General features: G+C 56.7%; 19 protein-coding genes and 1 riboswitch. Of the genes, 8 read left to right on the top strand and 11 right to left on the bottom strand.

Features of this window, described 5'->3' with window-relative positions; genetic code table 11:
• Positions 1-27 precede the first annotated feature (27 nt).
• On the bottom strand, positions 28-783 hold the full coding sequence (locus JJB97_RS03575) for a 1-acylglycerol-3-phosphate O-acyltransferase (protein ID WP_238712421.1): 756 nt from the start codon (positions 781-783) through the stop codon (positions 28-30).
• A gap of 211 nt (positions 784-994) precedes the next feature.
• Complete coding sequence (parC, locus tag JJB97_RS03570; RefSeq protein WP_399198037.1) at positions 995-3,256, bottom strand: DNA topoisomerase IV subunit A; 2,262 nt, start codon at positions 3,254-3,256, stop codon at positions 995-997.
• A gap of 208 nt (positions 3,257-3,464) precedes the next feature.
• Between parC and JJB97_RS03565 the strand changes: the two genes are divergently transcribed.
• Positions 3,465-4,046, top strand: coding sequence for an NAD(P)H-dependent oxidoreductase (locus JJB97_RS03565; protein WP_238712466.1), 582 nt, complete (start codon positions 3,465-3,467; stop codon positions 4,044-4,046).
• Positions 4,047-4,135: 89 nt separating this feature from the next.
• Positions 4,136-4,450 carry a putative quinol monooxygenase gene (locus JJB97_RS03560; protein ID WP_238712419.1) on the top strand — a complete coding sequence of 105 codons (315 nt, stop codon included), beginning with the start codon at positions 4,136-4,138 and terminating at the stop codon, positions 4,448-4,450.
• Between the two features lie 350 nt (positions 4,451-4,800).
• Here JJB97_RS03560 and parE read toward each other — a convergent pair whose 3' ends face one another.
• From parE to nudF, 5 genes are read right to left on the bottom strand one after another with little or no spacing between them, the layout of a single operon-like run.
• Positions 4,801-6,693, bottom strand: a complete 1,893-nt coding sequence (gene parE / locus JJB97_RS03555; RefSeq protein WP_238712418.1) for a DNA topoisomerase IV subunit B — start codon at positions 6,691-6,693, stop codon at positions 4,801-4,803.
• Between the two features lie 40 nt (positions 6,694-6,733).
• Positions 6,734-7,309 carry an esterase YqiA gene (gene yqiA, locus JJB97_RS03550; RefSeq protein WP_238712417.1) on the bottom strand — a complete coding sequence of 192 codons (576 nt, stop codon included), beginning with the start codon at positions 7,307-7,309 and terminating at the stop codon, positions 6,734-6,736.
• Complete coding sequence (cpdA, locus tag JJB97_RS03545) at positions 7,309-8,136, bottom strand: 3',5'-cyclic-AMP phosphodiesterase (RefSeq protein WP_238712416.1); 828 nt, start codon at positions 8,134-8,136, stop codon at positions 7,309-7,311. The genes yqiA and cpdA overlap by 1 nt, the downstream gene beginning before the upstream one ends.
• Before the next feature lie 25 nt (positions 8,137-8,161).
• Complete coding sequence (locus JJB97_RS03540; RefSeq protein WP_238712415.1) at positions 8,162-8,587, bottom strand: DUF1249 family protein; 426 nt, start codon at positions 8,585-8,587, stop codon at positions 8,162-8,164.
• Entirely contained in the window at positions 8,587-9,219 is a 633-nt protein-coding gene (gene nudF, locus JJB97_RS03535; protein ID WP_238712414.1) for an ADP-ribose diphosphatase, read from the bottom strand. Before nudF ends, JJB97_RS03540 begins: the two co-directional genes overlap by 1 nt.
• A 209-nt stretch (positions 9,220-9,428) precedes the next feature.
• Between nudF and tolC the strand changes: the two genes are divergently transcribed.
• The 4 genes from tolC to zupT all read left to right on the top strand — a co-directional run bounded on the left by tolC (position 9,429) and on the right by zupT (position 14,108).
• Positions 9,429-10,913 carry an outer membrane channel protein TolC gene (tolC, locus tag JJB97_RS03530; RefSeq protein WP_317978199.1) on the top strand — a complete coding sequence of 495 codons (1,485 nt, stop codon included), beginning with the start codon at positions 9,429-9,431 and terminating at the stop codon, positions 10,911-10,913.
• Between the two features lie 147 nt (positions 10,914-11,060).
• The gene (locus JJB97_RS03525) at positions 11,061-11,732 is read left to right on the top strand and encodes a DUF1190 family protein (protein WP_238712413.1); all 672 of its coding nucleotides are present in this window, start codon (positions 11,061-11,063) and stop codon (positions 11,730-11,732) included.
• Between the two features lie 3 nt (positions 11,733-11,735).
• Entirely contained in the window at positions 11,736-12,896 is a 1,161-nt protein-coding gene (locus JJB97_RS03520; protein ID WP_238712412.1) for a glutathionylspermidine synthase family protein, read from the top strand.
• A gap of 444 nt (positions 12,897-13,340) precedes the next feature.
• On the top strand, positions 13,341-14,108 hold the full coding sequence (gene zupT / locus JJB97_RS03515) for a zinc transporter ZupT (protein ID WP_238712411.1): 768 nt from the start codon (positions 13,341-13,343) through the stop codon (positions 14,106-14,108).
• A 428-nt stretch (positions 14,109-14,536) separates the two neighbouring features.
• Here zupT and ribB read toward each other — a convergent pair whose 3' ends face one another.
• Positions 14,537-15,190, bottom strand: coding sequence for a 3,4-dihydroxy-2-butanone-4-phosphate synthase (gene ribB / locus JJB97_RS03510; RefSeq protein ID WP_238712410.1), 654 nt, complete (start codon positions 15,188-15,190; stop codon positions 14,537-14,539).
• A 110-nt stretch (positions 15,191-15,300) separates the two neighbouring features.
• Positions 15,301-15,451: riboswitch (FMN riboswitch) on the bottom strand.
• Between the two features lie 182 nt (positions 15,452-15,633).
• On the opposite strand from ribB, the gene ubiK reads away from it, so the two are divergent.
• Positions 15,634-15,942 carry a ubiquinone biosynthesis accessory factor UbiK gene (gene ubiK / locus JJB97_RS03505; RefSeq protein WP_238712409.1) on the top strand — a complete coding sequence of 103 codons (309 nt, stop codon included), beginning with the start codon at positions 15,634-15,636 and terminating at the stop codon, positions 15,940-15,942.
• A gap of 103 nt (positions 15,943-16,045) precedes the next feature.
• Here ubiK and hldE read toward each other — a convergent pair whose 3' ends face one another.
• The 3 genes from hldE to JJB97_RS03490 are packed head-to-tail and all read right to left on the bottom strand — an operon-like array spanning position 16,046 to position 21,688.
• A complete protein-coding gene (gene hldE / locus JJB97_RS03500) occupies positions 16,046-17,473 on the bottom strand; it encodes a bifunctional D-glycero-beta-D-manno-heptose-7-phosphate kinase/D-glycero-beta-D-manno-heptose 1-phosphate adenylyltransferase HldE (RefSeq protein ID WP_238712408.1) in 1,428 nt (475 codons plus the stop codon).
• 48 nt (positions 17,474-17,521) lie between these two features.
• Positions 17,522-20,368: a bifunctional [glutamate--ammonia ligase]-adenylyl-L-tyrosine phosphorylase/[glutamate--ammonia-ligase] adenylyltransferase gene (gene glnE / locus JJB97_RS03495; protein ID WP_238712407.1), complete on the bottom strand. Its 2,847-nt coding sequence runs from the start codon at positions 20,366-20,368 to the stop codon at positions 17,522-17,524.
• 21 nt (positions 20,369-20,389) lie between these two features.
• Positions 20,390-21,688 (bottom strand): CYTH domain-containing protein, encoded by a 1,299-nt coding sequence (locus JJB97_RS03490; RefSeq protein WP_238712406.1) that lies wholly within the window; start codon positions 21,686-21,688, stop codon positions 20,390-20,392.
• Between the two features lie 254 nt (positions 21,689-21,942).
• Between JJB97_RS03490 and JJB97_RS03485 the strand changes: the two genes are divergently transcribed.
• Positions 21,943-22,557 carry a TIGR04211 family SH3 domain-containing protein gene (locus JJB97_RS03485; protein ID WP_238712405.1) on the top strand — a complete coding sequence of 205 codons (615 nt, stop codon included), beginning with the start codon at positions 21,943-21,945 and terminating at the stop codon, positions 22,555-22,557.
• Positions 22,558-22,615 lie beyond the last annotated feature (58 nt).

Raw genomic sequence — 22,615 nt, 5'->3', positions numbered from 1 at the left:
CGGCCTGGGCGGCCCGGTTGCTGAATATTAACTCGCCTGGTTTTTTTGGGCCTGCGGCGCGGCTTCGCGCTCGGCCACTTCCTTATCCAGCGCGTCTATCTTATCCTGCATCAGTTGATGACAATGGGCGGCCAGCTCGCGCACCTGATCTTTGCCCCACGCGCTCACATCCACGGGCGGCAGCATTTCAACAATCACCAGCCCATTATTCCAGCGGTTAAGCTTAACTTTGTTGCTGGTGTTGGAAACACACACCGGTATGATCGGTACCCCGGCGGCAATGGCCGCGTGGAAGGCCCCGGTTTTAAACGGCAGCAGGCCGCGCCCGCGGCTGCGGGTGCCTTCAGGAAACATCCAGATGGAAATGGTGCGTTCGCGAAACTGTTTAACCACTTCTGCAATCGTGCCGTGCGCCCGGGTGCGGTTGTTGCGGTCAATCAACAAATTGCCGGTAAGCCAGTATAGCTGCCCGAAGAAGGGTATCCATACCAGGCTTTTTTTACCAACGGTGACCGTCGGGGGTTGAACAATACGCGATGCGGTCACCATGTCATAGTTATTCTGGTGATTGGCAATATAGATGGCGTTGCCGTACGTCTGCGCCTGCGCCGGCTTGCGGGTTTCCACCTTCAGGCCAAACACTGCCGCCAGGCGGCCGAACATATGGCCAAAAGTGGCCACATGACGCGGATCGCGCGGGCGAAACAGACACCAGATGCAGCCAAACACACACACCAAAATGCAATACAGCACAACAATAACAACACGAGCAATCAATAGCATAACAACCTCTGAAGCGGCAGCCGCTGACCAGTATACCGGCTTTTGCGTTAAACACAGCGGCCCATCGGCCTGTCCATAACAGCCATTAAGATGGATACCCAGGCATCTATTTTTATGGGCCAGATACGATTAAACAATGGATCTGGCTGGAAAAAACGCGTCTGCGGCGCCAGGGCAAGGTTGCGTCGCCCGCCGCCGCGCTCGCGCAGCGTTACGCTTCGCTGTCTTCATCGCCCGTGCGGCGCGGCGCATCCACCTCAACGCTGTCGATGCGCTGCAACCCGCGCATTAGCGTGCCGCGTCGGCCGCGCTCGGTACGCACCTTTTGCAGCTCTTCAGGCCGCAGCTTCAGCTTGCGCTTGCCTACGTGAATAGTGATGCCGCTTTGCGGCGGCAGAATATTCAGATACGCGAGTCTATCGGTTCCCGCTGCGGCCTGTGCAGACGCAATAGAGATTATCTTGTTGCCTTTCCCTTTAGACAACTGCGGCAGTTCCCCCACCGGGAACATCAGCATCCGGCCTGCGGCCGTGATAGCCAACAGCATGTCGTCGTCGCTAAAAATTTCCAGCGGCGGCAGCACGCGCGCATTTGCCGGCAGGGTTATCAGCGCTTTGCCCGCACGGTTGCGCGCCACCAGATCGCTGAAGGTGCAGATAAAACCGTAGCCGGCGTCTGAGGCCATAAGCAGCTTACGATCGTCCGGGGCCATCATTATCCGCTCTATCGTCGCGCCCGGCGGTAGCGTGAGTTTCGCCGTCAGCGGTTCACCCTGCCCCCGCGCAGACGGCAGCGTGATAGGATCGAGCGCGTAGCTGCGCCCGGTGGAATCAATAAACACTACCGGCTGATTGCTCTTGCCCTTCGCCGCTGCAAGGAAGCTATCGCCCGCTTTATAGTTCAGGCTCGCGGCATCAATATCATGCCCCTTGGCGCTGCGCACCCAGCCCATCTGCGAGAGTACAATGGTGACCGCTTCTGAGGGCATCATGTCATGTTCGTTCATCGCCTTCGCTTCTTCGCGCTCGCGCAGCGGCGAGCGACGTTCGTCGCCGAAGGCATCGGCATCGGCCTGAAGCTCTTTTTTGAGCAGCGTGTTCATACGGCGATCGGAACCAAGCGTAGCCTGCAGCCAGTCCCGCTCTTTTTCCAGCTCGCCCTGCTCGCCGCGAATTTTCATCTCTTCAAGCTTTGCCAGATGACGCAGCTTCAGTTCGAGTATGGCCTCGGCCTGGGTTTCGCTCAGCGCAAAGCGCGACATCAGCACCGGTTTTGGCTCATCTTCGCTGCGGATGATATGGATAACTTCATCGATATTAAGGAACGCAACCAGTAAACCTTCAAGGATATGCAGGCGCTTAAGCACTTTTTCGAGACGGTAGTTCAGGCGGCGGCGCACCGTATCACGGCGGTACACCAGCCATTCGCTGAGGATCTCATGCAGGTTTTTCACCGCAGGCCTACCGTCGAGGCCTATCATGTTAAGATTAACGCGGTAGCTCTTTTCCAGATCGGTGGTGGCGAACAGGTGGTTCATTACCTGGTCCATATCCACCCGGTTAGAGCGTGGCACAATCACCAGCCGGGTCGGGTTTTCATGGTCGGACTCGTCGCGCAGATCGTCCACCATCGGCAGCTTTTTCGCGCGCATCTGGCTGGCGATTTGCTCCAGCACGCGCGCGCCGGAAACCTGATGCGGCAGGGCGCTGATAACAACCGCGCCATCTTCCTTTTTCCACACCGCGCGCATACGTACTGAACCACGGCCGTTCTGATAGAGCTTGCGAATATCGGCGCGCGGCGTGATGATTTCCGCGTCGGTCGGGTAGTCCGGGCCCTGTACAATTTCCAGCAAACCCTCCAGCGTGGTGTGGGGGCGCTCAATGAGCGCGATGGCCGCCTGCGCCACCTCTTTCAGGTTATGCGGCGGGATATCGGTCGCCATGCCAACGGCGATGCCGGTGGTGCCATTGAGCAAAATATTCGGCAGCCGCGCGGGCAGCATCTTCGGCTCGCTTAGCGTGCCGTCAAAGTTGGGGACAAAATCTACGGTCCCCTGGCCCAGCTCGCTGAGCAGCAGTTCTGCGTATTTCGATAACCGTGATTCGGTATAACGCATCGCCGCAAAAGATTTAGGATCGTCCGGCGCTCCCCAGTTGCCCTGCCCGTCCACCAGCGGATAGCGATAGGAGAACGGCTGGGCCATTAACACCATCGCTTCATAGCAGGCGCTGTCGCCGTGAGGGTGATATTTACCCAGTACGTCGCCAACGGTGCGCGCCGATTTTTTAAATTTGGCGCTGGCGTTCAGGCCAAGCTCTGACATCGAATAGACGATACGGCGCTGTACCGGTTTGAGACCATCGCCGATAAACGGCAGCGCGCGATCCATGATGACGTACATGGAGTAGTTAAGATAAGCATTTTCCGTAAACTGGTGCAGCGCAAGACGCTCTGTACCATCATGAGTCATATCGCTCATTAATCGTAAATCCTCAGACTGGCTGCGCCGTCAGACAAAACGGCAATATTGCCCCAGATGATACAGTATCTGGCCCTTTCACGCACAGCGAAGGTAACTATTGCGCCAGAAGCAAAAGTCTTTACCTGTTTCAGCCATTTAAACGTGATACTGTTCACACTAAAATCACTTCCTACGCTAACCCCTTTAAGGTTATATGATGAGCAACATACTGATTATTAATGGCGCTAAAAAATTCGCCCACTCCAACGGCCAGCTTAACGATACTCTGTCCGACGTGGCGCAAAGTTTCCTGCGCGACGCCGGACACGACGTGCAGGTCACCCGTGTCGACGACGGCTACGATATTCAGGCCGAAGTGGCGAAATTCCAGTGGGCCGATGCCGTTATCTGGCAGATGCCGGGCTGGTGGATGGGCGCGCCGTGGACCGTGAAAAAATATATGGATGACGTGTTTACCGAAGGTCACGGCACCCTGTACGCCAGCGACGGACGTAGCCGCTCGGACGCCTCAAAAAAATATGGCTCCGGCGGCCTGATGCAGGGTACCCGCTATATGCTTTCTCTGACCTGGAACGCGCCAGTGGAAGCGTTTACCGATCGTGAGCAGTTTTTTCACGGCGTCGGCGTGGATGGCGTATATCTGCCGTTCCATAAAGCTAACCAGTTTCTCGGCATGGAAAGCCTGCCGACATTTATCGTTAATGATGTAATGAAACTGCCCGATGTTCCGCGCTACATCGCAGAATATCGTAAACATCTGGGCGAGATTTTTGCTTAACTGTTAGCAGTGTTGCCCACTGGCGCACTCAGGCTGCCGGCGCGCCGGCAGCCTGCCTGACCACGGATAAAAACAACAGGAATAAAAACATGCTGACAGTCATTGCCGATATTCGTACTCGTCCGGGCCAGCACCATCGCCAGGCGGTGCTTGATGCGTTTGCGAAAATCGTGCCGAGCGTACTCCAGGAAGCCGGTTGCCACGGCTATGCGCCGCTGATAGACCATAACGCGCAGGTTGTTTTCCAGGCCTCTTTCCCGGACGCCATAACGATGGTGGAAAAGTGGGACAGCGTGGCGCATCTACAGGCCCACCTGAATACTGCGCACATGAAAGCCTGGGCTGAAGAAGTAAAAGATCACGTTCTCGATACCCGTATCCGTATTCTGGAGGCGGGCATCTAAGCGACAAGGGCCGCGCTAATCTGTTTGATGGCAAAGAGCGCAAACCTGGTTTTGCCCTCTTTGTGGTTAACGGCCCACCATCGCGCCGGCTTACATAGGCTCGACCCGCCGCGCTGCCTCGTTTCGCCTCAGCCCGCCATCCCTGTAGTCTGACCTTGCCTTCGCCTGCGGTTCGCCGTCTTTCGCAGACGCCCGCCCCGCACGGTAAGCCTGTAGGCGTTAAAAGCGAACAGGGAGACTGATTCAAATAAAAAGAAAAAAGGCCCGCTCATAATGAACCGGGCCTCAACGTGTCAGGTTTTTTGCCTTAACCGGAATCGTTATTCCCAAACAGGCTTAACTGACCGGCATCAGGCCTCAATATCCGCCATATCGCCTTTTTCCTGCAGCCAGTTACGGCGATCTTCAGAACGTTTTTTCGCCAGCAGCATATCCATGATAGCGCGCGTACGCTCGTCGTCTTCATCGCTGATAGTAAGCTGAACCAGCCGGCGGGTATTGGGATCAAGCGTGGTTTCACGCAGTTGAATCGGGTTCATTTCGCCCAAACCTTTAAAACGCTGCACGTTCGGCTTACCGCGCTTGCGCCTGAGCTGCTCCAGCACGCCCGCTTTTTCCTCTTCATCGAGCGCGTAATAGACTTCTTTGCCAAGATCGATACGATAAAGCGGCGGCATGGCGACGTAAACGTGGCCGCCTTTTACCAGCGCCCGGAAGTGGCGCACAAACAGCGCGCACAACAGCGTAGCAATATGCAGGCCGTCAGAGTCGGCGTCTGCGAGGATACAGATTTTGCCGTAGCGTAGCTGGCTTAAATCGTCGCTGTCCGGATCGATGCCAATCGCCACGGAAATATCGTGTACTTCCTGTGACGCCAGCACCTCATCCGAGGAGACTTCCCAGGTGTTCAGGATTTTACCCTTAAGCGGCATGATGGCCTGGTATTCACGATCGCGCGCCTGTTTGGCCGATCCGCCCGCCGAATCGCCCTCCACCAGAAACAGCTCGGTGCGGCTCAGATCCTGCGCGGTGCAGTCTGCCAGTTTTCCGGGCAGCGCCGGGCCGCTGGTGAGTTTCTTACGCACAACTTTCTTCGCCGCGCGCATACGGCGCTGGGCGCTGGAAATCGCCATTTCCGCCAGCAGCTCAGCCGCCTGCACATTCTGGTTCAGCCAGAGCGTAAAAGCGTCTTTCACTACGCCGGAGACAAACGCCGCGCACTGGCGCGATGACAGGCGTTCTTTTGTCTGGCCGGCAAACTGCGGGTCCTGCATCTTCACTGAGAGCACATAGGCGCAGCGTTCCCAGATATCGTCTGCGGTCAGCTTCACCCCGCGCGGCAAAATATTGCGCAATTCGCAAAATTCACGCATCGCGTCCAGCAGCCCCTGACGCAGGCCGTTGACGTGCGTACCGCCCTGCATAGTGGGAATAAGGTTAACGTAGCTTTCCGTCAGCAGTTCGCCGCCTTCCGGCAACCAGAGCAGCGCCCAGTCCACCGTCTCCGTCTCGCCGGAGAAATTGCCGATAAACGGCTGTTCCGGCAGCGTCGGCAGGCCGTTAACCGCCTCGTTCAGATAGTCTTTCAAGCCATCCTGATAACACCAGCGCTGCCCGGCGTTGTTAACGTCGTCTTTAAACGTAATTTCCACGCCCGGACACAGCACCGCTTTGGCTTTCAACAGGTGCGTAAGGCGGGAAACGGAAAAACGCGGGCTATCAAAGAAGGATTCATCCGGCCAGAAATGCACGCTGGTGCCGGTATTACGCTTGCCGCAGGTGCCGATAACCTCAAGCTCCTGCACTTTTTCGCCATTTTCAAAAGCGATGCGGTAAATTTGCCCGTCGCGCTTGACGGTAACTTCCACCCGTTTCGACAGGGCATTCACTACCGATATGCCCACGCCGTGCAGGCCGCCGGAGAACTGATAATTTTTACTGGAAAACTTGCCGCCCGCATGGAGGCGACACAGGATAAGTTCAACCGCCGGGACCCCCTCTTCGGGGTGGATATCCACCGGCATTCCGCGCCCGTCGTCGATAACCTCCAGCGATTGATCGGCATGCAGGATAACATCCACGCGCTTTGCGTGTCCTGCCAGCGCTTCGTCCACGCTGTTATCAATAACTTCCTGGCCGAGATGGTTAGGGCGTGCGGTATCGGTATACATGCCCGGGCGGCGGCGAACCGGTTCCAGCCCGGTTAATACCTCAATGGAATCTGCGTTATAGGATTGCGTCATGTTTTTTTATTCAGATAGCGAAACCGTATTGTTCCCCGGCTTAACGTAGGCCAAGAAAATCAACAATCTGTGCGAAATAGCGTTCAAAGCCTGCAAATGCGTGGTTGCCGCCTTCTTCAACAGTCTGGCGACAGGAGGCGTACCAGGCCACCGCCTGGCGATAATCCAGCACCTCATCGCCGGTCTGTTGCAGCAGCCAGATAAGATCCGGCGATTCCAGCGGTTCAATCTGCATCACTTTGAGATCGTAAATATGGCGTGACTCTAGCACATATTCCTGACCCGTCCACGGATTCTCATTATGACCCAAAAAATCGATCAGCAGTTCAAACGGCCTAACCGCAGGGTTGACGACCACAGCAGGCAGCATAAAACACTGTGAAAGCCATGTGGCGTAGTACCCCCCCAGCGAAGAGCCTATCACGCCCAACTGCTCGCCGCCGCGCTCGAATACCAGTGTTTCCAGCAACCCGGCGGCGTCTGCCGGATAGGGCGGCAACTGCGGGATTAGCATTTCCGTTTGCGGGTGATGCTGCGCCATCCAGCGCTGCAGACGGGTAGCTTTGGCCGACTGCGGCGAGCTATTAAAGCCGTGGAGATAAAGCAGTGTTGACATCAGTATCCTTCTGAAGCCGTATCGGGGCAAAATGCCGCGCTTTCAAGGCGGCAGACCTCGGTGGTCAGTGAGCCATCGGCGCCAAGCTCCAGCCAGCGCCACCCGGGAGCGATGGTGTCAAGGGTGAAGTTGGCGCAGTGGGGTTTAAACTGAATACAGGTAGAGGGCGTCGCCAGCAGGCGGCGACCGTTCCAGTCCGCATCCATTTCCTGATGAATATGGCCGCAGAGCAGCGTTGTCACCTGCGGCCAGTTGCGCAGCAGCGCGTCAAACTCGCCTGCATTACGCAAACTGTGCTGATCGAGCCAGCTACAGCCTGCGGGTAACGGATGGTGATGAAGCAGCAGTAAAGTATAACGCTGCGGCGCCAGCGCCAGCGTTTTTTCCAGCCACTCAAGCTGGTATTCGCTCAGTTCGCCGTGGGGGACGCCAAACACCTGACTGTCGAGCAGAACGACTTGCCAGGCGTCGCCAGCATAAACCACTCTTGCCGAAGAAACGCCCGCCGCCTGAAACGCGCTGTACATAACCGGTTGGAAATCATGATTGCCGGGCAGCCAAACGCAAGGCGCGGGAAAATCCGCGACGCCTTCAACGAAGTGCTGATAAGCCATAGCGCTTTGATCCTGAGCGAGATCGCCGGTCGCTACAAGCAAGTCGCAGGGGCGCTGCTGCGCGCGAATGGCCGCCATCACAGCCTGGTAGCTTTCCCAGGTATTGATGCCAAGCAGCGTGCCATTCTTATCTGCGAACAGGTGGGTATCAGTAATTTGTAAAATCCTCACCCTGGCCCCACCGGCCACAGGGAGATTTAACAGGCTTTCCAAATGGTGTCCTTAGGTTTCAACGACGCTAACAAACCGGAACCGCCATCGCTCCATGCGCTAAACAGTAGCGCAACCAATCAGCAAGAAACTGGTTAATTTGATGCTTTTCGTCGCGTTGATGCAACTTTTTATTCGGATAATCATAACGCGCTTTAAAACGAGAGATCTGCTGACTCGAACACACTTCCGCCACCATTGCATCGTGGTAAAGCCGTACAGTCATTGACGGCAGGCTCCAGTAAGCGATGCGCGGCCAGGTCTGTTTAATTTCCACAAGCGTGGTGTAACGGGTCGATTCCCGCACCGTCAGGCAATACCGTGCGCCGTTAACCTGATAGCTAATCGCCGCGCCGGGTTCATTATCGCGCGGCAGCAGGCGACGCAACTGCGCGAAATTGGTTTCGCACAGACGCATCATTTCCGGAAAATCAGGCGTATAGCGCTTTAACATCAGACATACCACTCTTTTCGTAACGTTTCATAATGCAACTGTAGCCATTGCAGGGCAATAACGGAGGCCGCATTATCAATTATCCCCTCCTCTACCCAGCGATAAGCCTGTTTTCTGCTTACCACGCGTACGCGAATATCCTCGTGTTCTGCCGCAATACCGTGGATGCCCTGCGCGCTGCGCGCATCAACCTCGCCCGCCATCACGATTAGACGTTCACTGGTGCCGCCGGGGCTTGCCAGATAGTTTATAATCGGGCGAACGCGTTTTACCGTCAGTCCGGCCTCTTCCTGCGCCTCGCGTCGCGCAACCTCCTCATGGGTTTCGCCAGGTTCTATCATGCCCGCCACCAGCTCCAGTAGCCACGGGCTTGAGCTGGTATCAAAAGCAGCAATCCGAATCTGCTCAACCAGCACGACCTCGTCACGCGCCGGGTCATAGGGTAGCAGCACGACCGCATGGCCGCGCTCAAAAATTTCGCGCTGTACGACATCGCTCATTCCACCGTTAAAAAGACGATGCCGAAAGCGGTAACGCACCAGCGAAAAAAAGCCGCTATAAAGCGTATCCCGTGCAATAATTTCAACATCATTTTTTGTAAAAGTAACGCCCTGTTCGTTCATTTTATCCATTCTGTTGTTCGCTCCTGGTGCGCCTGGAATGACGGATTTTAAGCCATTTGGCTATCGTTTCATTAGCCGTGTGGTAGATTAATAAAAATTGTGCAGCGATGGCACGTTACGCCAAGCCTGACGCCGGGCCAACTCTGCTAAAATTAGCGATCATTTTTCGATTAAGTATCGGCGCTAAATAAAATTAAGCTTCACAACAAGGAAAGCAAATGAAGAAACTGCTCCCAGTTTTAATCGGCCTGAGTCTCTCTGGGTTCAGCGCCATGAGCCAGGCTGAAAACCTGCTGCAGGTTTATCAACAGGCGCGTCAGAGCAACCCGGATTTACGTAAATCGGCCGCTGACCGCGATGTCGCATTTGAAAAAATTAACGAAGCCCGCAGCCCCCTGCTGCCGCAGTTAGGGCTGGCGGCAGATTACAGCTACAATAGCGGATACCGTGATGCCAACGGCATTGATTACAACAGCACCAGCGCTTCGCTCGCCCTGACCCAGACAATTTTTGATATGTCAAAGTGGCGCGCGCTTACTCTGCAGGAAAAAACCGCAGGCGTGCAGGATGTCACTTACCAGGCCGATCAGCAAACGCTGATACTGAACACAGCGACGGCCTACTTCAAAGTGTTGAGCGCGATTGACAGCCTTTCCTATATTGAAGCTCAAAAGCAGGCAATCTATCGCCAACTGGATCAGACAACCCAGCGCTTTAACGTAGGTCTGGTCGCCATTACCGACATACAAAACGCCCGCGCGTCTTATGACAGCGTGCTGGCTAACGAAGTCTCCGCCCGTAACGATCTGGATAATGCCCTTGAAGAACTGCGTCAGGTCAGCGGCATGTTCTATCCGCAACTGGCCTCGCTGAACATCAACAACTTTAAGCCAGGCAAACCCGAGCAGGTGAATGCGCTGCTCAAGGAAGGCGAGAAGCGTAACCTGGCGCTGTTACAGGCGCGCCTGAGCCAGGACCTGGCGCGCGAACAGATTCGCTATGCAGAAACAGGGCACCTCCCGACGCTTGGCCTTAACGCCTCCACCGGTATCTCCGATCGCGACTACACCAACAGAGAGCAGGCAATGGCGGGCAACTCGCATACAGGCCAAAACACCATTGGCCTGAACCTGTCGTTGCCCATTTACAGCGGCGGCGCAGTAAATTCTAAAGTTAAGCAGGCGCAGTACGCATACGTGGGCGCGAGCGAACAGCTTGAGAGCGCGCACCGCAGCATGGTGCAAACCGTGCGTTCTTCCTGGAACAACGTCAATGCCTCGCTGAGCAACATCAAAGCTTACGAGCAATCCGTTGTCTCTTATCAAAGTTCACTGGACGCCATGGAAGCCGGTTACTCGGTCGGCACCCGCACCATTGTCGATGTGCTGGACGCGACATCGGCGCTGTACAACGCCCGCCAGCAACTTTCCAACGCACGCTACAACTACCTGATTAATCAGTTAAACATTAAGTATGCCATCGGCACGCTGAATGAACAGGATCTGGCGCAGCTAAACGCCTCGCTTGGCAAGCCGGTTTCTACCTCCGCGAGCGCAGTCGCGCCAGAAAACCCACAGCAGAACGCCGCGGTTAACGGATACAGCGTATCGAATGTCTATGTGCCTGACGGCCCGGCGCCAACGGCCAGCGACCAGACGGCGATCGCGCCTGCCAGCGCTGGCGGCAACCCGTTCCGCCAGTAATATTTACCAGGAGGCGCGCCGCGCCTCCTGCGTAAGACAACGTAAAGATCGCCTTCCCGTTCTATCGTTTCGCTTTAAATTCAACCATTCATCCCCTATTCTTAGCATCACTATCAGGCATTACCTCCGGGATTTCAGGAAGACAGAATGAAACGGACAAAAACAATCAATCACGCTTCGTTCCGCAAAAGCTGGGGCGCACGCCATTTAACGCCGGTCGCACTGGCGGTTACCGCCGTATTTATGCTTTCCGGCTGTGAACAGAGCGATGAAACAGTATCGCTATACCAGAATGCTGATGACTGCTCGCAGGCCAATCCGGGCAAAGCCGCCGAGTGTACTACGGCATGGAATAATGCAAAGAAAGAAGCCGAGCGCACCGCGCCGAAATATGCCACGCGTGAAGACTGTGTGGCGGAATTTGGCGAAGGCCAGTGCCAGCAGGCCCCGGCGCAGGCGGGCCTGGCCGGCGGCGAAAACCAGGCGCAGGCTCAATCCAGCGGCAGCTTCTGGATGCCGCTGATGGCCGGTTACATGATGGGCCGCATGATGAGCGGCGGTTACGCCCAGCAGCCGCTGTTCAGTTCAAAAAACCCGGCAAGCCCCGCCTATGGTAAATATTCTGACGCCGCCGGCAAAAGTTACGGCGCCGCTCAGCCTGGCCGCACAATGACGGTGCCGAAAACCGCTATGGCGCCGAAACCGGCGACCACAACCACCATTACGCGCGGCGGCTTCGGAGAAACCGTCGCAAGGCAGGCCACGATGCAGCGCAGCGCGGCCGGCAACGCTACCCGCTCTCACACAATGGGCGGTTAACGAATGGAAAGAATCGCCATTCCTGAGCGCCCCGACTGGCGTGAAAAGGCGGCAGAATATGGATTCAATTTTCATACCCTGTACGGCGAGCCGTACTGGTGTGAAGACGCCTATTACAAGCTCACCCTGACGCAGGTTGAAAAGCTTGAGGAGGTTACCGCCGGGCTGCATCAGATGTGTCTTCAGGTGGTGGAAAAAGTCGTTGAAAGCGATACGCTGATGGATCGTTTTCGCATTCCTGTACACACCCGCGAATTCGTGCGTCACTCCTGGCGCACGCGCCAGCCGTCGCTTTATTCGCGTCTGGATCTGGCGTGGGACGGCACAGGCGAACCTAAGCTCCTCGAAAACAACGCCGATACGCCCACCTCACTGTATGAAGCGGCCTTCTTCCAGTGGATATGGCTGGAAGATAGGCTTAACGCCGGCCAGTTGCCCGTGGGCTGCGATCAGTTCAACAGCATTCAGGAGCAAGTGATAGCGCGCTTCGCTGAGCTGCGGGAGAAGCACGGCTTTGGCCTGCTGCACTTTGCCTGCTGCCGCGATACCGTTGAAGATCGCGGTACCGTTCAGTATTTGCAGGACTGCGCCGCCGAAGCGGGCGTCGCCACCGAGTTTTTGTTTATCGAAGATATTGGTCTGGGAGAAAAGGGGCAGTTCACCGATATGCAGGATCAGGTTATCAGCAACCTGTTCAAACTCTACCCGTGGGAGTTTATGCTGCGTGAAATGTTCTCCACTAAGCTCGAAGACGCCGGCATTCGCTGGCTGGAACCGGCCTGGAAAAGCATTCTGTCAAATAAGGCGCTGCTGCCCATGCTGTGGGAGATGTTCCCCGATCACCCCAACCTGCTACCGGCCTGGTTTGCCGACGAAGCGCACCCAACGCTGGACAGCTATGTGGTAAAACCCCTTTTCTCCCGCGAGGGGGCAAATATCCATATTGTTAAAGACGGGCAGGAAATTGCGCGGGTAGATGGCCCTTACGGCGAAGAAGGCGCTATTATTCAGCAATTTCACCCCCTGCCGAAATTTGGCGACAGCTATACGCTGATTGGCAGTTGGCTTATCAACGATCGGCCAGCCGGTATCGGCCTGCGTGAAGATCGCGAATTGATCACTCAGGATCTGTCCCGTTTCTATCCCCACATCTTTGTTGAATAACCAGGGGGGAGCCGGCAAGGGCGACAATAACGCGTAATGCTGGCCGCGTAAGTTTAAGCGGGGGGGCCGCCGCTGGCCGTTAGCAGCCTCTCCCTTATCACGCAGACGGACCAGCGCTGCGCGTGCAGTCATTGCGTATTGCCTTCCGGGCGCGCCAACGCCTCTCCCAAACGCCGCCACGTGCGGGTATATTGGTTCATTGATTGGGTTTTCATGGCCCAGAATTAACGCGGGTAAAAGGCGGGCGTTCATAACGGTTAGCCTGGCTTATCAAACATCATTACTTCCTTAACGCTTTTTCCCGACGGACGCAGGCAAATCCTGTTTATGGAGAGAGCCGGAAAATTTAATTGTAATCATTGTGTAAAACCTCACGTCGCATATCGCTTTTTTTCGTGTGCCTACTTATATTAATGAGAATAATTATCATTTATGGAGTCACCGATGTCAGTACCTCTGCTCCTGACCCTGGTAGCAGGCAGCGCCACGTTTATCGGCGCTTTCCTTGGCGTGCTTGGCCAGCGGCCCACCAACCGCATGCTGGCATTTTCGCTCGGTTTCGCCGCAGGCATTATGCTGTTAATTTCTTTAATGGAAATGCTGCCCGCCGCTCTCCATACGCCGGGAATATCGCCGGTATTAGGGTACGGCATGTTCATGCTCGGTTTACTGGGCTATTTTGCTCTCGATCGCCTCCTGCCCCACGCCCATCCGCAGGACCTTACTGACGGCACCATTAAAACGCGCAATCTGCGCCGCACGGCGATATTACTTACGCTCGGCATCAGTCTTCACAATTTTCCCGAGGGGATCGCCACATTCGTTACCGCCAGCAGCGATATAGATTTAGGGATCGGGATTGCGCTTGCCGTGGCGCTACACAATATTCCCGAAGGGCTGGCGGTAGCCGGCCCGCTTTACGCCGCAACCCACTCCAGGCGTAAAGCCGTTTTCTGGGCGGGCATCTCCGGTTTTGCGGAAATTCTCGGCGGACTGCTCGCGTGGTTTATTCTCGGCAGCATGGTGTCGCCGGTGGTTATGGCTGCCGTAATGGCGGCCGTGGCGGGCATTATGGTCGCACTGTCGGTGGACGAGCTGATGCCGCTGGCAAAAGAGATCGACCCGAACAGCAATCCAAGCTACGGCGTACTGTGCGGCATGGCGGCGATGGGCCTGAGCCTGACGCTTCTGCAAAGCAGCGGTATCGGCTAATTTTTTCCTGGCAGGGTGAAAACGTAGCGCCGGTCACGCAGGCGTTTTATGAACTGTAAGATAAATTTATGCTCAAAAATAACGCCAGGGCCGTTAAACCGCAATGACTTACAGCCAGAAAGCGCATACCCGTTAAATCAGCACCAGAGGCGGTTAAAAGCGACAACCCGCAGGCAGGCCGGAAACACATAAGAAGACGATGGGCCAGGCGCAGCCCGGACGGTGAGCGCATCGTTAAGAGGACGGCGGTTTGCCGGCAAAACCGCAAGACGGGAAGGCAGGCGCGCCTTACCCGTTTAACGATACTGAAAGCCCCGTTTTTTCCGCTTAACGCAAAGTAAACGGAACATCCTTTGAATATGAACCGAAAGGCATTGCGGCGATACCGGTTTTTCGTTACCGGAAAAACGCTCCGCCCCTGTTCATGCTTAGCTGGCCTTGCGCTCGTGCGTCTGGCGATACGCCACCAGATCTTCAATAGTGACAACCGCCATGCCGTGCTCGCGCGCAAACGCGATACATTCCGGCGCACGCGCCATTGTACCATCGTCGTTGGTTAATTCGCACAGCACGCCGGCCGGTTTAAACCCTGCCAGCGTGACCAAATCAATGGTTGCCTCCGTATGGCCGCCGCGGGTTAATACCCCGCCTTCACGGGCGCGTAGCGGGAAAACGTGGCCTGGACGATTCAGATCGATCGGCAGCGCGCCGTCGGCAATCGCTGCACGCACGGTCGTCAGGCGATCGGCGGCAGAAACGCCTGTCGTTACGCCTTTTGCCGCCTCAATCGTTACCGTAAAACCGGTACCGTAGGCGCTGGTATTGTTGTCTACCATCATTGGCAAATCGAGCTGTTTGCGTCTTTCTTCGGTGATGCACAGGCAAACAATGCCGCTACCGTGTCGGATAGTCAGCGCCATTTGCTCAACGGTCATGTTTTCGGCGGCGAAAATCATATCGCCTTCGTTTTCACGATCTTCATCGTCAAGCACCATCACGCCACGGCCCGCGCGCAGCGCGGCCAGAGCATGTTCAACGCGTTCAGAAGAAGTGCCAAATGCAGAAAGTAGCGTCTGATTCATGGTAAGTTAACCTCGTAACAATTATGGATTACCAGAATCAGGGCGGTCTTAGGGGGATGCCGTAAACGGCTATAACAATAACGTGCGGGACGCAAGCGCCCGACATGACTCGTTATCCTCTCCCATCCGGACTATAACCGTCGGCCCCGGAATCTCACCGGATCTGCTGTCCTCCGGCATCAACTACCGGAGCGCTCGCGGGCTTTCAGCCTGTGCTGATTTACCGCCGGTGGGGAATTACGCCCCGCCCTGAGAATAAGCGTCATCACTATAACGCCATTTACTTTTTCCGGCAACGCTGTTTCGCGCATAAGCCCGCCCGCTGCCGGCGGCGCTGAAAACGGCATATTGTACTCATCAACGGGGAATGCGGTTTTTTGGTTTATCCCCTGCACATCAGCGATTACAATTGAAAAATCATCGTCCGATCACAGGGAACCATCATGATTGACCCGAAGAAAATTGAACAGATTGCCCGTCAGATCCATGAATCGATGCCAAAAGGGCTACGCGAATTCGGGGAAGACGTGGAGAAAAAGACGCGTCAGATTTTGCAGGCGCAGTTAGGGCGCCTCGATCTGGTTAGCCGCGAAGAGTTTGATATCCAGACTCAGGTTCTGCTGCGCACGCGGGAAAAACTCAACGCGCTGGAACAGCGGCTTGCCGAGCTGGAAAACCGCCCCGCGCCTGGCGCGCCGGCCCCGGCGGATGAAATCCCGCCTCCGGCCAAAAGCGACAACGTGGGCTCCTGACGACAAAGCCCCCCTCGCTAAATAACGCCCCGCGTGCGGTTTTTTCAACGCAGGGGCGCTCCTTGGGGGCGTTTTCACTTGCGCTTGTATCGAAAAACGCAGGCTAGCTGTCTTTGAGGATTTTATTGATGATATTGGTTGTTGAACAACCGTCCTCAAAATTAAGAACCCTCACTTCGCCGCCGTTGGCCCACACCTCTTTACTGCCCGCAATATCTTCCGGTTTGTAGTCACCGCCTTTTACCAGCAGGTCCGGCAGGATTTCGCCAATCAGGCGCTGGGGGGTATCTTCGTCAAACGATACCACCCAATCCACAGCTTCCAGCGCCCCCAACACAATCATGCGCTGCTCCTGCGGGTTAACCGGGCGGGTCTCTCCTTTAAGCCTGCGGGTGGAGGCATCGCTATTGACCGCCACAATCAAACGGTCGCCCAGCCTGCGGGCGTTGGCAAGATAGGAGACGTGGCCTGCGTGCAGAATATCAAACACGCCGTTGGTCATGACCACTTTTTCACCGCGCTTGCGGGCAGCGGCAACCGCGTTTTTTAGCGCCGATTCGCTCATCACGCCAAAGCCGGTATCGGCACGCCCGCGCACTGCGTTTTCCAGCTCAACGGGCGAAACCGTGGAGGTGCCCAGTTTGCCTACCACCACGCCCGCCGCAGCGTTCGCAAAATAGCAGGCTTCTTCCAGTGAATTACCGGCCGCCAGCGTTGCCGCCAGGACGCCAATCACGGTGTCGCCTGCGCCGGTGACATCATAAACCTCCTGCGCCTGCGTCGGCAGATGCAGCGGCGCTTTACCCGGCTGGAGCAGCGTCATGCCCTGCTCCGAGCGCGTCACCAGCAGCGCGGCAAGCTCGTAATCGGCGATAATTTTCATGCCGCGCGCCACAAGGTCATCCTCGCTTCGGCATTTTCCCGCCACGGCTTCAAATTCCGACAGATTCGGCGTTAGCAGCGTTGCGCCGCGATAGCGCTCAAAATCCACGCCTTTCGGGTCAATAAGCACAGGTACGTTAGCCGCGCGCGCCAGTTGTATCATCTGCTGTACGCTACTTAGCGCGCCTTTGGCGTAATCAGACAACACCAGCGCGCCGATATGCCCCAGCGCCTGGCTTATACGCTCGTGCAGCGGCTGCGGATCCACGCCTTCAAAACCTTCTTCAAAATCCAGGCGAATCAACTGCTGATTGCGCGACAGCACGCGCAGCTTGGTAATCGTCGGATGGGTCGCGATAGTAACAAAGTCGCAGCGCACGTTTACGTTCGCAAGCGCCTGGCTTAGCGCGCGCGCCGCATCATCAATGCCCGTCAGGCCTACCAGACGCGAGGAAGCCCCAAGAGAGGCGATATTCATCGCCACGTTGGCCGCACCGCCAGGGCGCTCTTCGATAGTGTCGACTTTCACAACCGGCACGGGGGCTTCCGGGGAGATGCGGCTGGTCGGACCGTACCAGTAACGATCCAGCATCACATCCCCAACGACCATGACGCCGGCACGCTTAAATTCGGGCAGCGTTACTTTCATTCCTGACTCTCCACAGAGAACTAAAATTTGCGCGCGATAATAGCATAATTACGCGCCCGGCTGCGCCCCCAGCCACGTTTGCCAACTGCGGCGCACCAGGCGGCGCTCGGCGCTGAAGGCTGAAATGTCCGTATTCCCCGGCAATTCCTGCAACGCCCGCCGGTGCAACTCATTGCGTAACGTCACGTAAGCCTGGGTTAGCGCGCGTGCCTCGTTGTCGTCCATAATCCCGTTTTGCGCCAGCAGTTCGAGAATACGCACGTTGTCTGACCAGCAGGTCAGCCCCGGCGCCTTATGCGCGTAGCGCAAAACCAGATACTGCGCGATAAACTCAATATCGGTGATCCCGCCTTCATCAGCTTTGATATCGAAACGATCGCGCTGCTTATTACCCAGATGTTCGCGCATCTTTTCGCGCATCTCCCGGACCTCAACGCGCAGCGTGTCGCCATTGCGCTCGGTAGTGAGGATTTGCTTACGCACGGCGTTAAAGCGCGCGCAAAGCGCCGGGTCGCCGTAAACCACGCGGGCGCGCACCAGCGCCTGATGCTCCCATGTCCAGGCTTCATTTTGCTGGTACTGCGCAAAAGCATCGGCGGTGGTCACCAACATCCCGGCAGCGCCAGACGGGCGCAGGCGCGCATCCACTTCATAAAGAATGCCGGACGAAGTGCGCGTGCTGAACAGGTGCATAATGCGCTGGGCCAGCCGCAGGTAAAACTGACGTCCGTCGATTTCCCGCTCGCCGTCGGTCATCACATCCGCCGGGCAGTCGTGCAAAAACACCAGATCAAGATCGGAGCTGTAGCCCAGCTCCCAGCCGCCCAGCTTGCCGTATCCCACCACCGCAAAACCGCGTCTTCCCTGCTCGCGCAGGTGGCGAGGCTGGCCATAGCGCGCGGCCATTTGCCGCCACGCCTGTTGCACAACTGCGTCGATTATCGCCTCCGCAAGCCAGGTAAGATTATCGCTCACTTTCATTACCGGCAGCGTACCGGCGATATCAGCGGCCGCCACGCGCAGCAACTGCGCCTGTTTAAACTGACGCAACGCCTCAAGCTGTTGCTCTTCATCTTCTTCCGGTACGCGCAGCAGATACTGGCGCAGTTCATCATGCCAGGCGCCTGGCGCGGGAGGTTGGTAAAGCGTGCCGGGATCGAGCAGCTCGTCGAGCAGTAACGGGTAATGCGCAAGCTGGCTTGCCACCATCGGCGAGGCGGCGCACAGGCGAACCAGATGCTGTAGCGCGGCCGGATACTCCACCAGTAATTCAAGATACGTCGTGCGCGTCACAATGCCCAACAGCAGCGGCATAATACGCGCCAGCGGCAGCGGCGCATCCTGACGGGCGCACACGGCGTTAAGCAGCGCCGGCATCAGTTGATCGAGCACCTGGCGCCCGCGCGGGCCAATAGCGCGACGGTCGATATCACGCCGAAAATCGGTAACTTGCGCAATAATTTTTTGCCTGTCGTCCTCTGCCAGGTGGCGCAACGCTGGCGCCGCGGCATCCACATCCGGCGCATCCAGCCAAAGTTCACGCCAGATCTCCGGCGCAGCCGGATCCTCGCTCTGCTCGCTATCATCGCCAATAAGATCATTAAATATCTGGCGTACCCGTTCCATATGGTCATGCAACTGTTCGCTTAGCGCATCCCAGTCTGGCGCGCCCATTCCCCAGGCCAGCCGCGCGCGGTTGAGTTCATCGCCCGGCAGCGTTTGGGTTTGCTCATCGTTGATGCTTTGCAGAAGGTTTTCCAGCCGCCGCAAATAGAGGTAAGCATCACGCAGGCGCGCGGCTTCGCCCGTGGGCAGCAGACGCAGCCGGTCAATGGCCTCCAGCGTCGGCAATAGCGCGCGCCCCTGCAACTGCGGCTCGCGGCCGCCGCGAATAAGCTGAAATACCTGCACAATAAATTCAATTTCACGGATGCCGCCGGCGCCCAGCTTAATATTATCGGTCAGGCCGCGTCGCCTGACTTCACGCGCGATCATCCCTTTCATATTGCGCAAAGACTGGATAACGCTGAAGTCGATATAACGGCGGAACACAAACGGACGCAGCATAGCGCGCAGCGCCTGCGCCCACTTATCGTCCTCGCCCAAAATGCGCGCCTTCACCATCGCATAGCGCTCCCAGTCGCGCCCCTGCTCCTGGTAATACTCCTCCAACGCCGCATAGCTCAGCACCAGCGGGCCGCTGTCGCCAAAGGGCCGTAAACGCATATCGACCCGGTAGACAAAACCTTCCCGGGTGGGCTTATCGATTACTTTTATCAGCCGCTGACCAAGGCGGGTGAAAAATTGCGCGTTATCCAGCTCGCGCCGCCCCCCCTGCGTGACCCCGTTTTCCGGCCAGGCGAAAATCAAATCGATATCCGATGAAAAATTCAGTTCGCCGCCGCCGAGCTTGCCCATGCCCAGAATAAGCAGCGGCTGCGGCTCGCCCTGCGCGTTCGTCGGCGTTCCCCATTCCCGACAGCAGGCGGCCCACAGCCAGTCGCGGGCGGCGACGATAAGCGTTTGCGCCAGTACGCTCAACTGTTGCAGCGTTTGTTCCGTATCAGCCAGCCTCAGCGCCTGACTCCAGGCAATACGCACCATAATACGACGCCGGAAACGACGCAGCGCCAACATTAACGTCGCCTCGTCCCCCACGCCGTCAAGCTCCTGCGCCAGCCATTGATGATACTCCCGCCACTCCTGCGGCTGCGGCGGCGTGCGCTGCAATTCCTTTAGCCAGCCCGGCTCCATTATTATGCTATCGCAGATAAAATCGCTAAAAACCAGCGCTGCGCGCGCCTCATCGCTGATATCCGACGGCCTGAGCAGCAATGGCAGGCGTGCTGAAACGGCCTGCCATTGCTGCTGTAAAAGGGGAGAAAGCGGCATCATAGCGTCATCCTTGTCAGTTTATTATTGCCCGCTGTGGCGCCAGAAAGGCGCAACGCTGAGCGCCTGCTTACGTAAAGGCTCAATCTGATAAACCAGATTGCCATCAATAGCGCGCGCCAGCGCCTGCCAGCCCTCAATCCACGGCTGCCTGGCATCATGCGGATAAAAGCCGGCCAACACGTAAGCACAATGCAGCGCACGTTCAAGACGCGGCAGTTGATCAATATCGCGCCCGGCCAGCGGCTGGCGAAAAGCGGCTTTCAGCTCCGCCGCCACACGGGAGAGGTGCGTATCGGCAAAGCGCTTGAACGAACCCTGCATTTTGCTGCGCGCGGCCTCGCTGAGGAACGGTTGCCAGCCGCAGGTTACCAGCCAGTCGATAAGCGTTAGCTTTGCGCTACCGCAGACAACGCGCCACGCCAGCGCGTCCGTATCTGTTTCAGCGTCCAACGCGTCAGAGAACTGGCTCAGTTGTTCGCGTAAGCGAGCGCTCGCTTTTCTCGGCACGACGACACCAAAAAGCGCCAGTATATGACGCGCCAGCGCAACGGCGTGCGCTACCTGTTTTTGCGCGCCGGGCACGCCGCGGGCCAACAGTTCTTCATGATACTGCCAGTGCGCCAGCGCCTGCGCCAGCGCGCCGCTTAACCCCTGTTCCAGCGTAGCTTTTGGCGCCAGTTCCAGCACCGACAGCGCTTTGCATTCGCCCGGCGCATTGCCGCGCGCCAGATTGTAGCCGCGCGCCGCCTTACTTAAACCGCCCTGACGCAGCCCGTCGCGCAGCAAATGCTCGCGCGCCAGCGCCAGAATATCTTCCACACGTCCGTCAAGCAGCTCAAGCTCCAGCTCGCTCAGCGGTTCACGGCTCTCGCCTCCCCGAATTTCGCCCATATCAAGTGCAATTTCAATACGGCTTTTGCCGTAAGCAACCACCCACTTTTCTCTTTCAAAATCGGTGTGAAACAGCGGTGACAACTGCGGCTCAAGCGTCTGCGCGTCCAGCCCTTCCGGCCACATTTCCTGTGGAAATCGCGAAAGCGCCAGCCGGGGCTCAGTTAACGCCACGTTATACTCCGGGCGCTGGTGCAGCCCGCCAACGGTGCGACCCGCCGTTTTCATTGTCATTTCGTAGCAACCATCGACGCCGCGAATACGCAACCCCATATCATGTCGGCGCAACAGCATATCCGGCGTTTCATAATAGATGTTGAGGAGCTTGCGTGGGGTGGTATGATCGCCGGGCAGCGCATTGAGCGCAGCGCGCAGCGCGTCAGTGACGTCGGGATGAACGAGAAATTTAAGTTCGATTTCCTGAGACATGTTTTACTTATTTACCGTTATAGAGCGGACTGTTAAAAATACCGCGAACTTACGAAACGAATATTTGTCAGTAGATAGTATTTTGCGTCAAATTGCCACGGCCTGCGCAATTTGACGAGCTTAAAACCTGAAGCAGTGCAGCCAGCAGGGTTAAGACGACACCTGGACAATTCTCATTCAGGTTTACAGGTCAGCTCGTCAGACTGGTTTCACTATTACGTTCCACGCTTAATGATGACAACAACGACACCCTAATGCAGAAATTACGCCTGATTAGCCTTGCTTTACTTTCCCTCAGCGTTTGCGCCGTCTCTCACGCGGAAGAAAAACGTTACGTTTCTGATGAGCTGACCACCTGGGTACGCAGCGGACCGGGCGACAATTATCGTCTGGTCGGCACCGTTAATGCCGGTGAGGAGGTCGTTTTACTTCAGAGCAACGGCAAATACGGCCAGGTGCGGGACGGCAACGGCCGCATCGCCTGGATACAGCTTGACTCTCTGAAAAACAAACCCAGCCTGCGCACCCGCGTGCCGGATCTGGAAAACCAGGTGAAAACGCTGACCGACCGGCTTAACAATATTGATAATACCTGGAACCAGCGTACCGCTGAAATGCAGAAAAAAGTGGCTGAAAGCGACAGCGTAATCAACGGGCTGAAGCAGGAAAATCAGCAGTTGAAAAACCAACTGGTCGTGGCGCAGAAAAAGGTCAACGCCGCCAACATTCAGCTTGATGACAAACAGCGCAATATCATTATGCAGTGGTTTATGTACGGCGGCGGCGTGGCAGGCGTTGGCCTGCTGTTAGGCCTGCTGTTGCCTTATATGCTGCCAAGCCGTAAGCGTTCCGATCGCTGGATGAATTAATAGCATAAGCCAGGCGGCAGCGCGTCGCCTGCGCCTTTCCTTAGCCTTTTTCCCTACA

Origin of the sequence: Tenebrionibacter intestinalis (assembly GCF_016632365.1) — a bacterium.
Classification (GTDB): Bacteria; Pseudomonadota; Gammaproteobacteria; order Enterobacterales; family Enterobacteriaceae; genus Tenebrionibacter; species Tenebrionibacter intestinalis.
The sequence above is the reverse complement of the archived record's forward strand: the minus strand, read 5'-3'. Positions and strand labels throughout refer to the sequence as shown.

Excerpts from the sequence above, each read along its gene's own strand:
- JJB97_RS03520 (WP_238712412.1), top strand. The coding sequence starts at position 11,736 with ATGGAAAGAATCGCCATTCCTGAGCGCCCCGACTGGCGTGAAAAGGCG.
- ubiK (WP_238712409.1), top strand. The coding sequence starts at position 15,634 with ATGATTGACCCGAAGAAAATTGAACAGATTGCCCGTCAGATCCATGAA.
- parE (WP_238712418.1), bottom strand. The coding sequence starts at position 6,693 with ATGACGCAATCCTATAACGCAGATTCCATTGAGGTATTAACCGGGCTG.
- glnE (WP_238712407.1), bottom strand. The coding sequence starts at position 20,368 with ATGATGCCGCTTTCTCCCCTTTTACAGCAGCAATGGCAGGCCGTTTCA.
- ribB (WP_238712410.1), bottom strand. The coding sequence starts at position 15,190 with ATGAATCAGACGCTACTTTCTGCATTTGGCACTTCTTCTGAACGCGTT.
- JJB97_RS03575 (WP_238712421.1), bottom strand. The coding sequence starts at position 783 with ATGCTATTGATTGCTCGTGTTGTTATTGTTGTGCTGTATTGCATTTTG.
- JJB97_RS03560 (WP_238712419.1), top strand. The coding sequence starts at position 4,136 with ATGCTGACAGTCATTGCCGATATTCGTACTCGTCCGGGCCAGCACCAT.
- tolC (WP_317978199.1), top strand. The coding sequence starts at position 9,429 with ATGAAGAAACTGCTCCCAGTTTTAATCGGCCTGAGTCTCTCTGGGTTC.
- JJB97_RS03565 (WP_238712466.1), top strand. The coding sequence starts at position 3,465 with ATGAGCAACATACTGATTATTAATGGCGCTAAAAAATTCGCCCACTCC.
- yqiA (WP_238712417.1), bottom strand. The coding sequence starts at position 7,309 with ATGTCAACACTGCTTTATCTCCACGGCTTTAATAGCTCGCCGCAGTCG.
- nudF (WP_238712414.1), bottom strand. The coding sequence starts at position 9,219 with ATGGATAAAATGAACGAACAGGGCGTTACTTTTACAAAAAATGATGTT.
- JJB97_RS03490 (WP_238712406.1), bottom strand. The coding sequence starts at position 21,688 with ATGTCTCAGGAAATCGAACTTAAATTTCTCGTTCATCCCGACGTCACT.
- JJB97_RS03525 (WP_238712413.1), top strand. The coding sequence starts at position 11,061 with ATGAAACGGACAAAAACAATCAATCACGCTTCGTTCCGCAAAAGCTGG.
- zupT (WP_238712411.1), top strand. The coding sequence starts at position 13,341 with ATGTCAGTACCTCTGCTCCTGACCCTGGTAGCAGGCAGCGCCACGTTT.
- JJB97_RS03485 (WP_238712405.1), top strand. The coding sequence starts at position 21,943 with ATGCAGAAATTACGCCTGATTAGCCTTGCTTTACTTTCCCTCAGCGTT.
- hldE (WP_238712408.1), bottom strand. The coding sequence starts at position 17,473 with ATGAAAGTAACGCTGCCCGAATTTAAGCGTGCCGGCGTCATGGTCGTT.
- parC (WP_399198037.1), bottom strand. The coding sequence starts at position 3,256 with ATGACTCATGATGGTACAGAGCGTCTTGCGCTGCACCAGTTTACGGAA.
- JJB97_RS03540 (WP_238712415.1), bottom strand. The coding sequence starts at position 8,587 with ATGTTAAAGCGCTATACGCCTGATTTTCCGGAAATGATGCGTCTGTGC.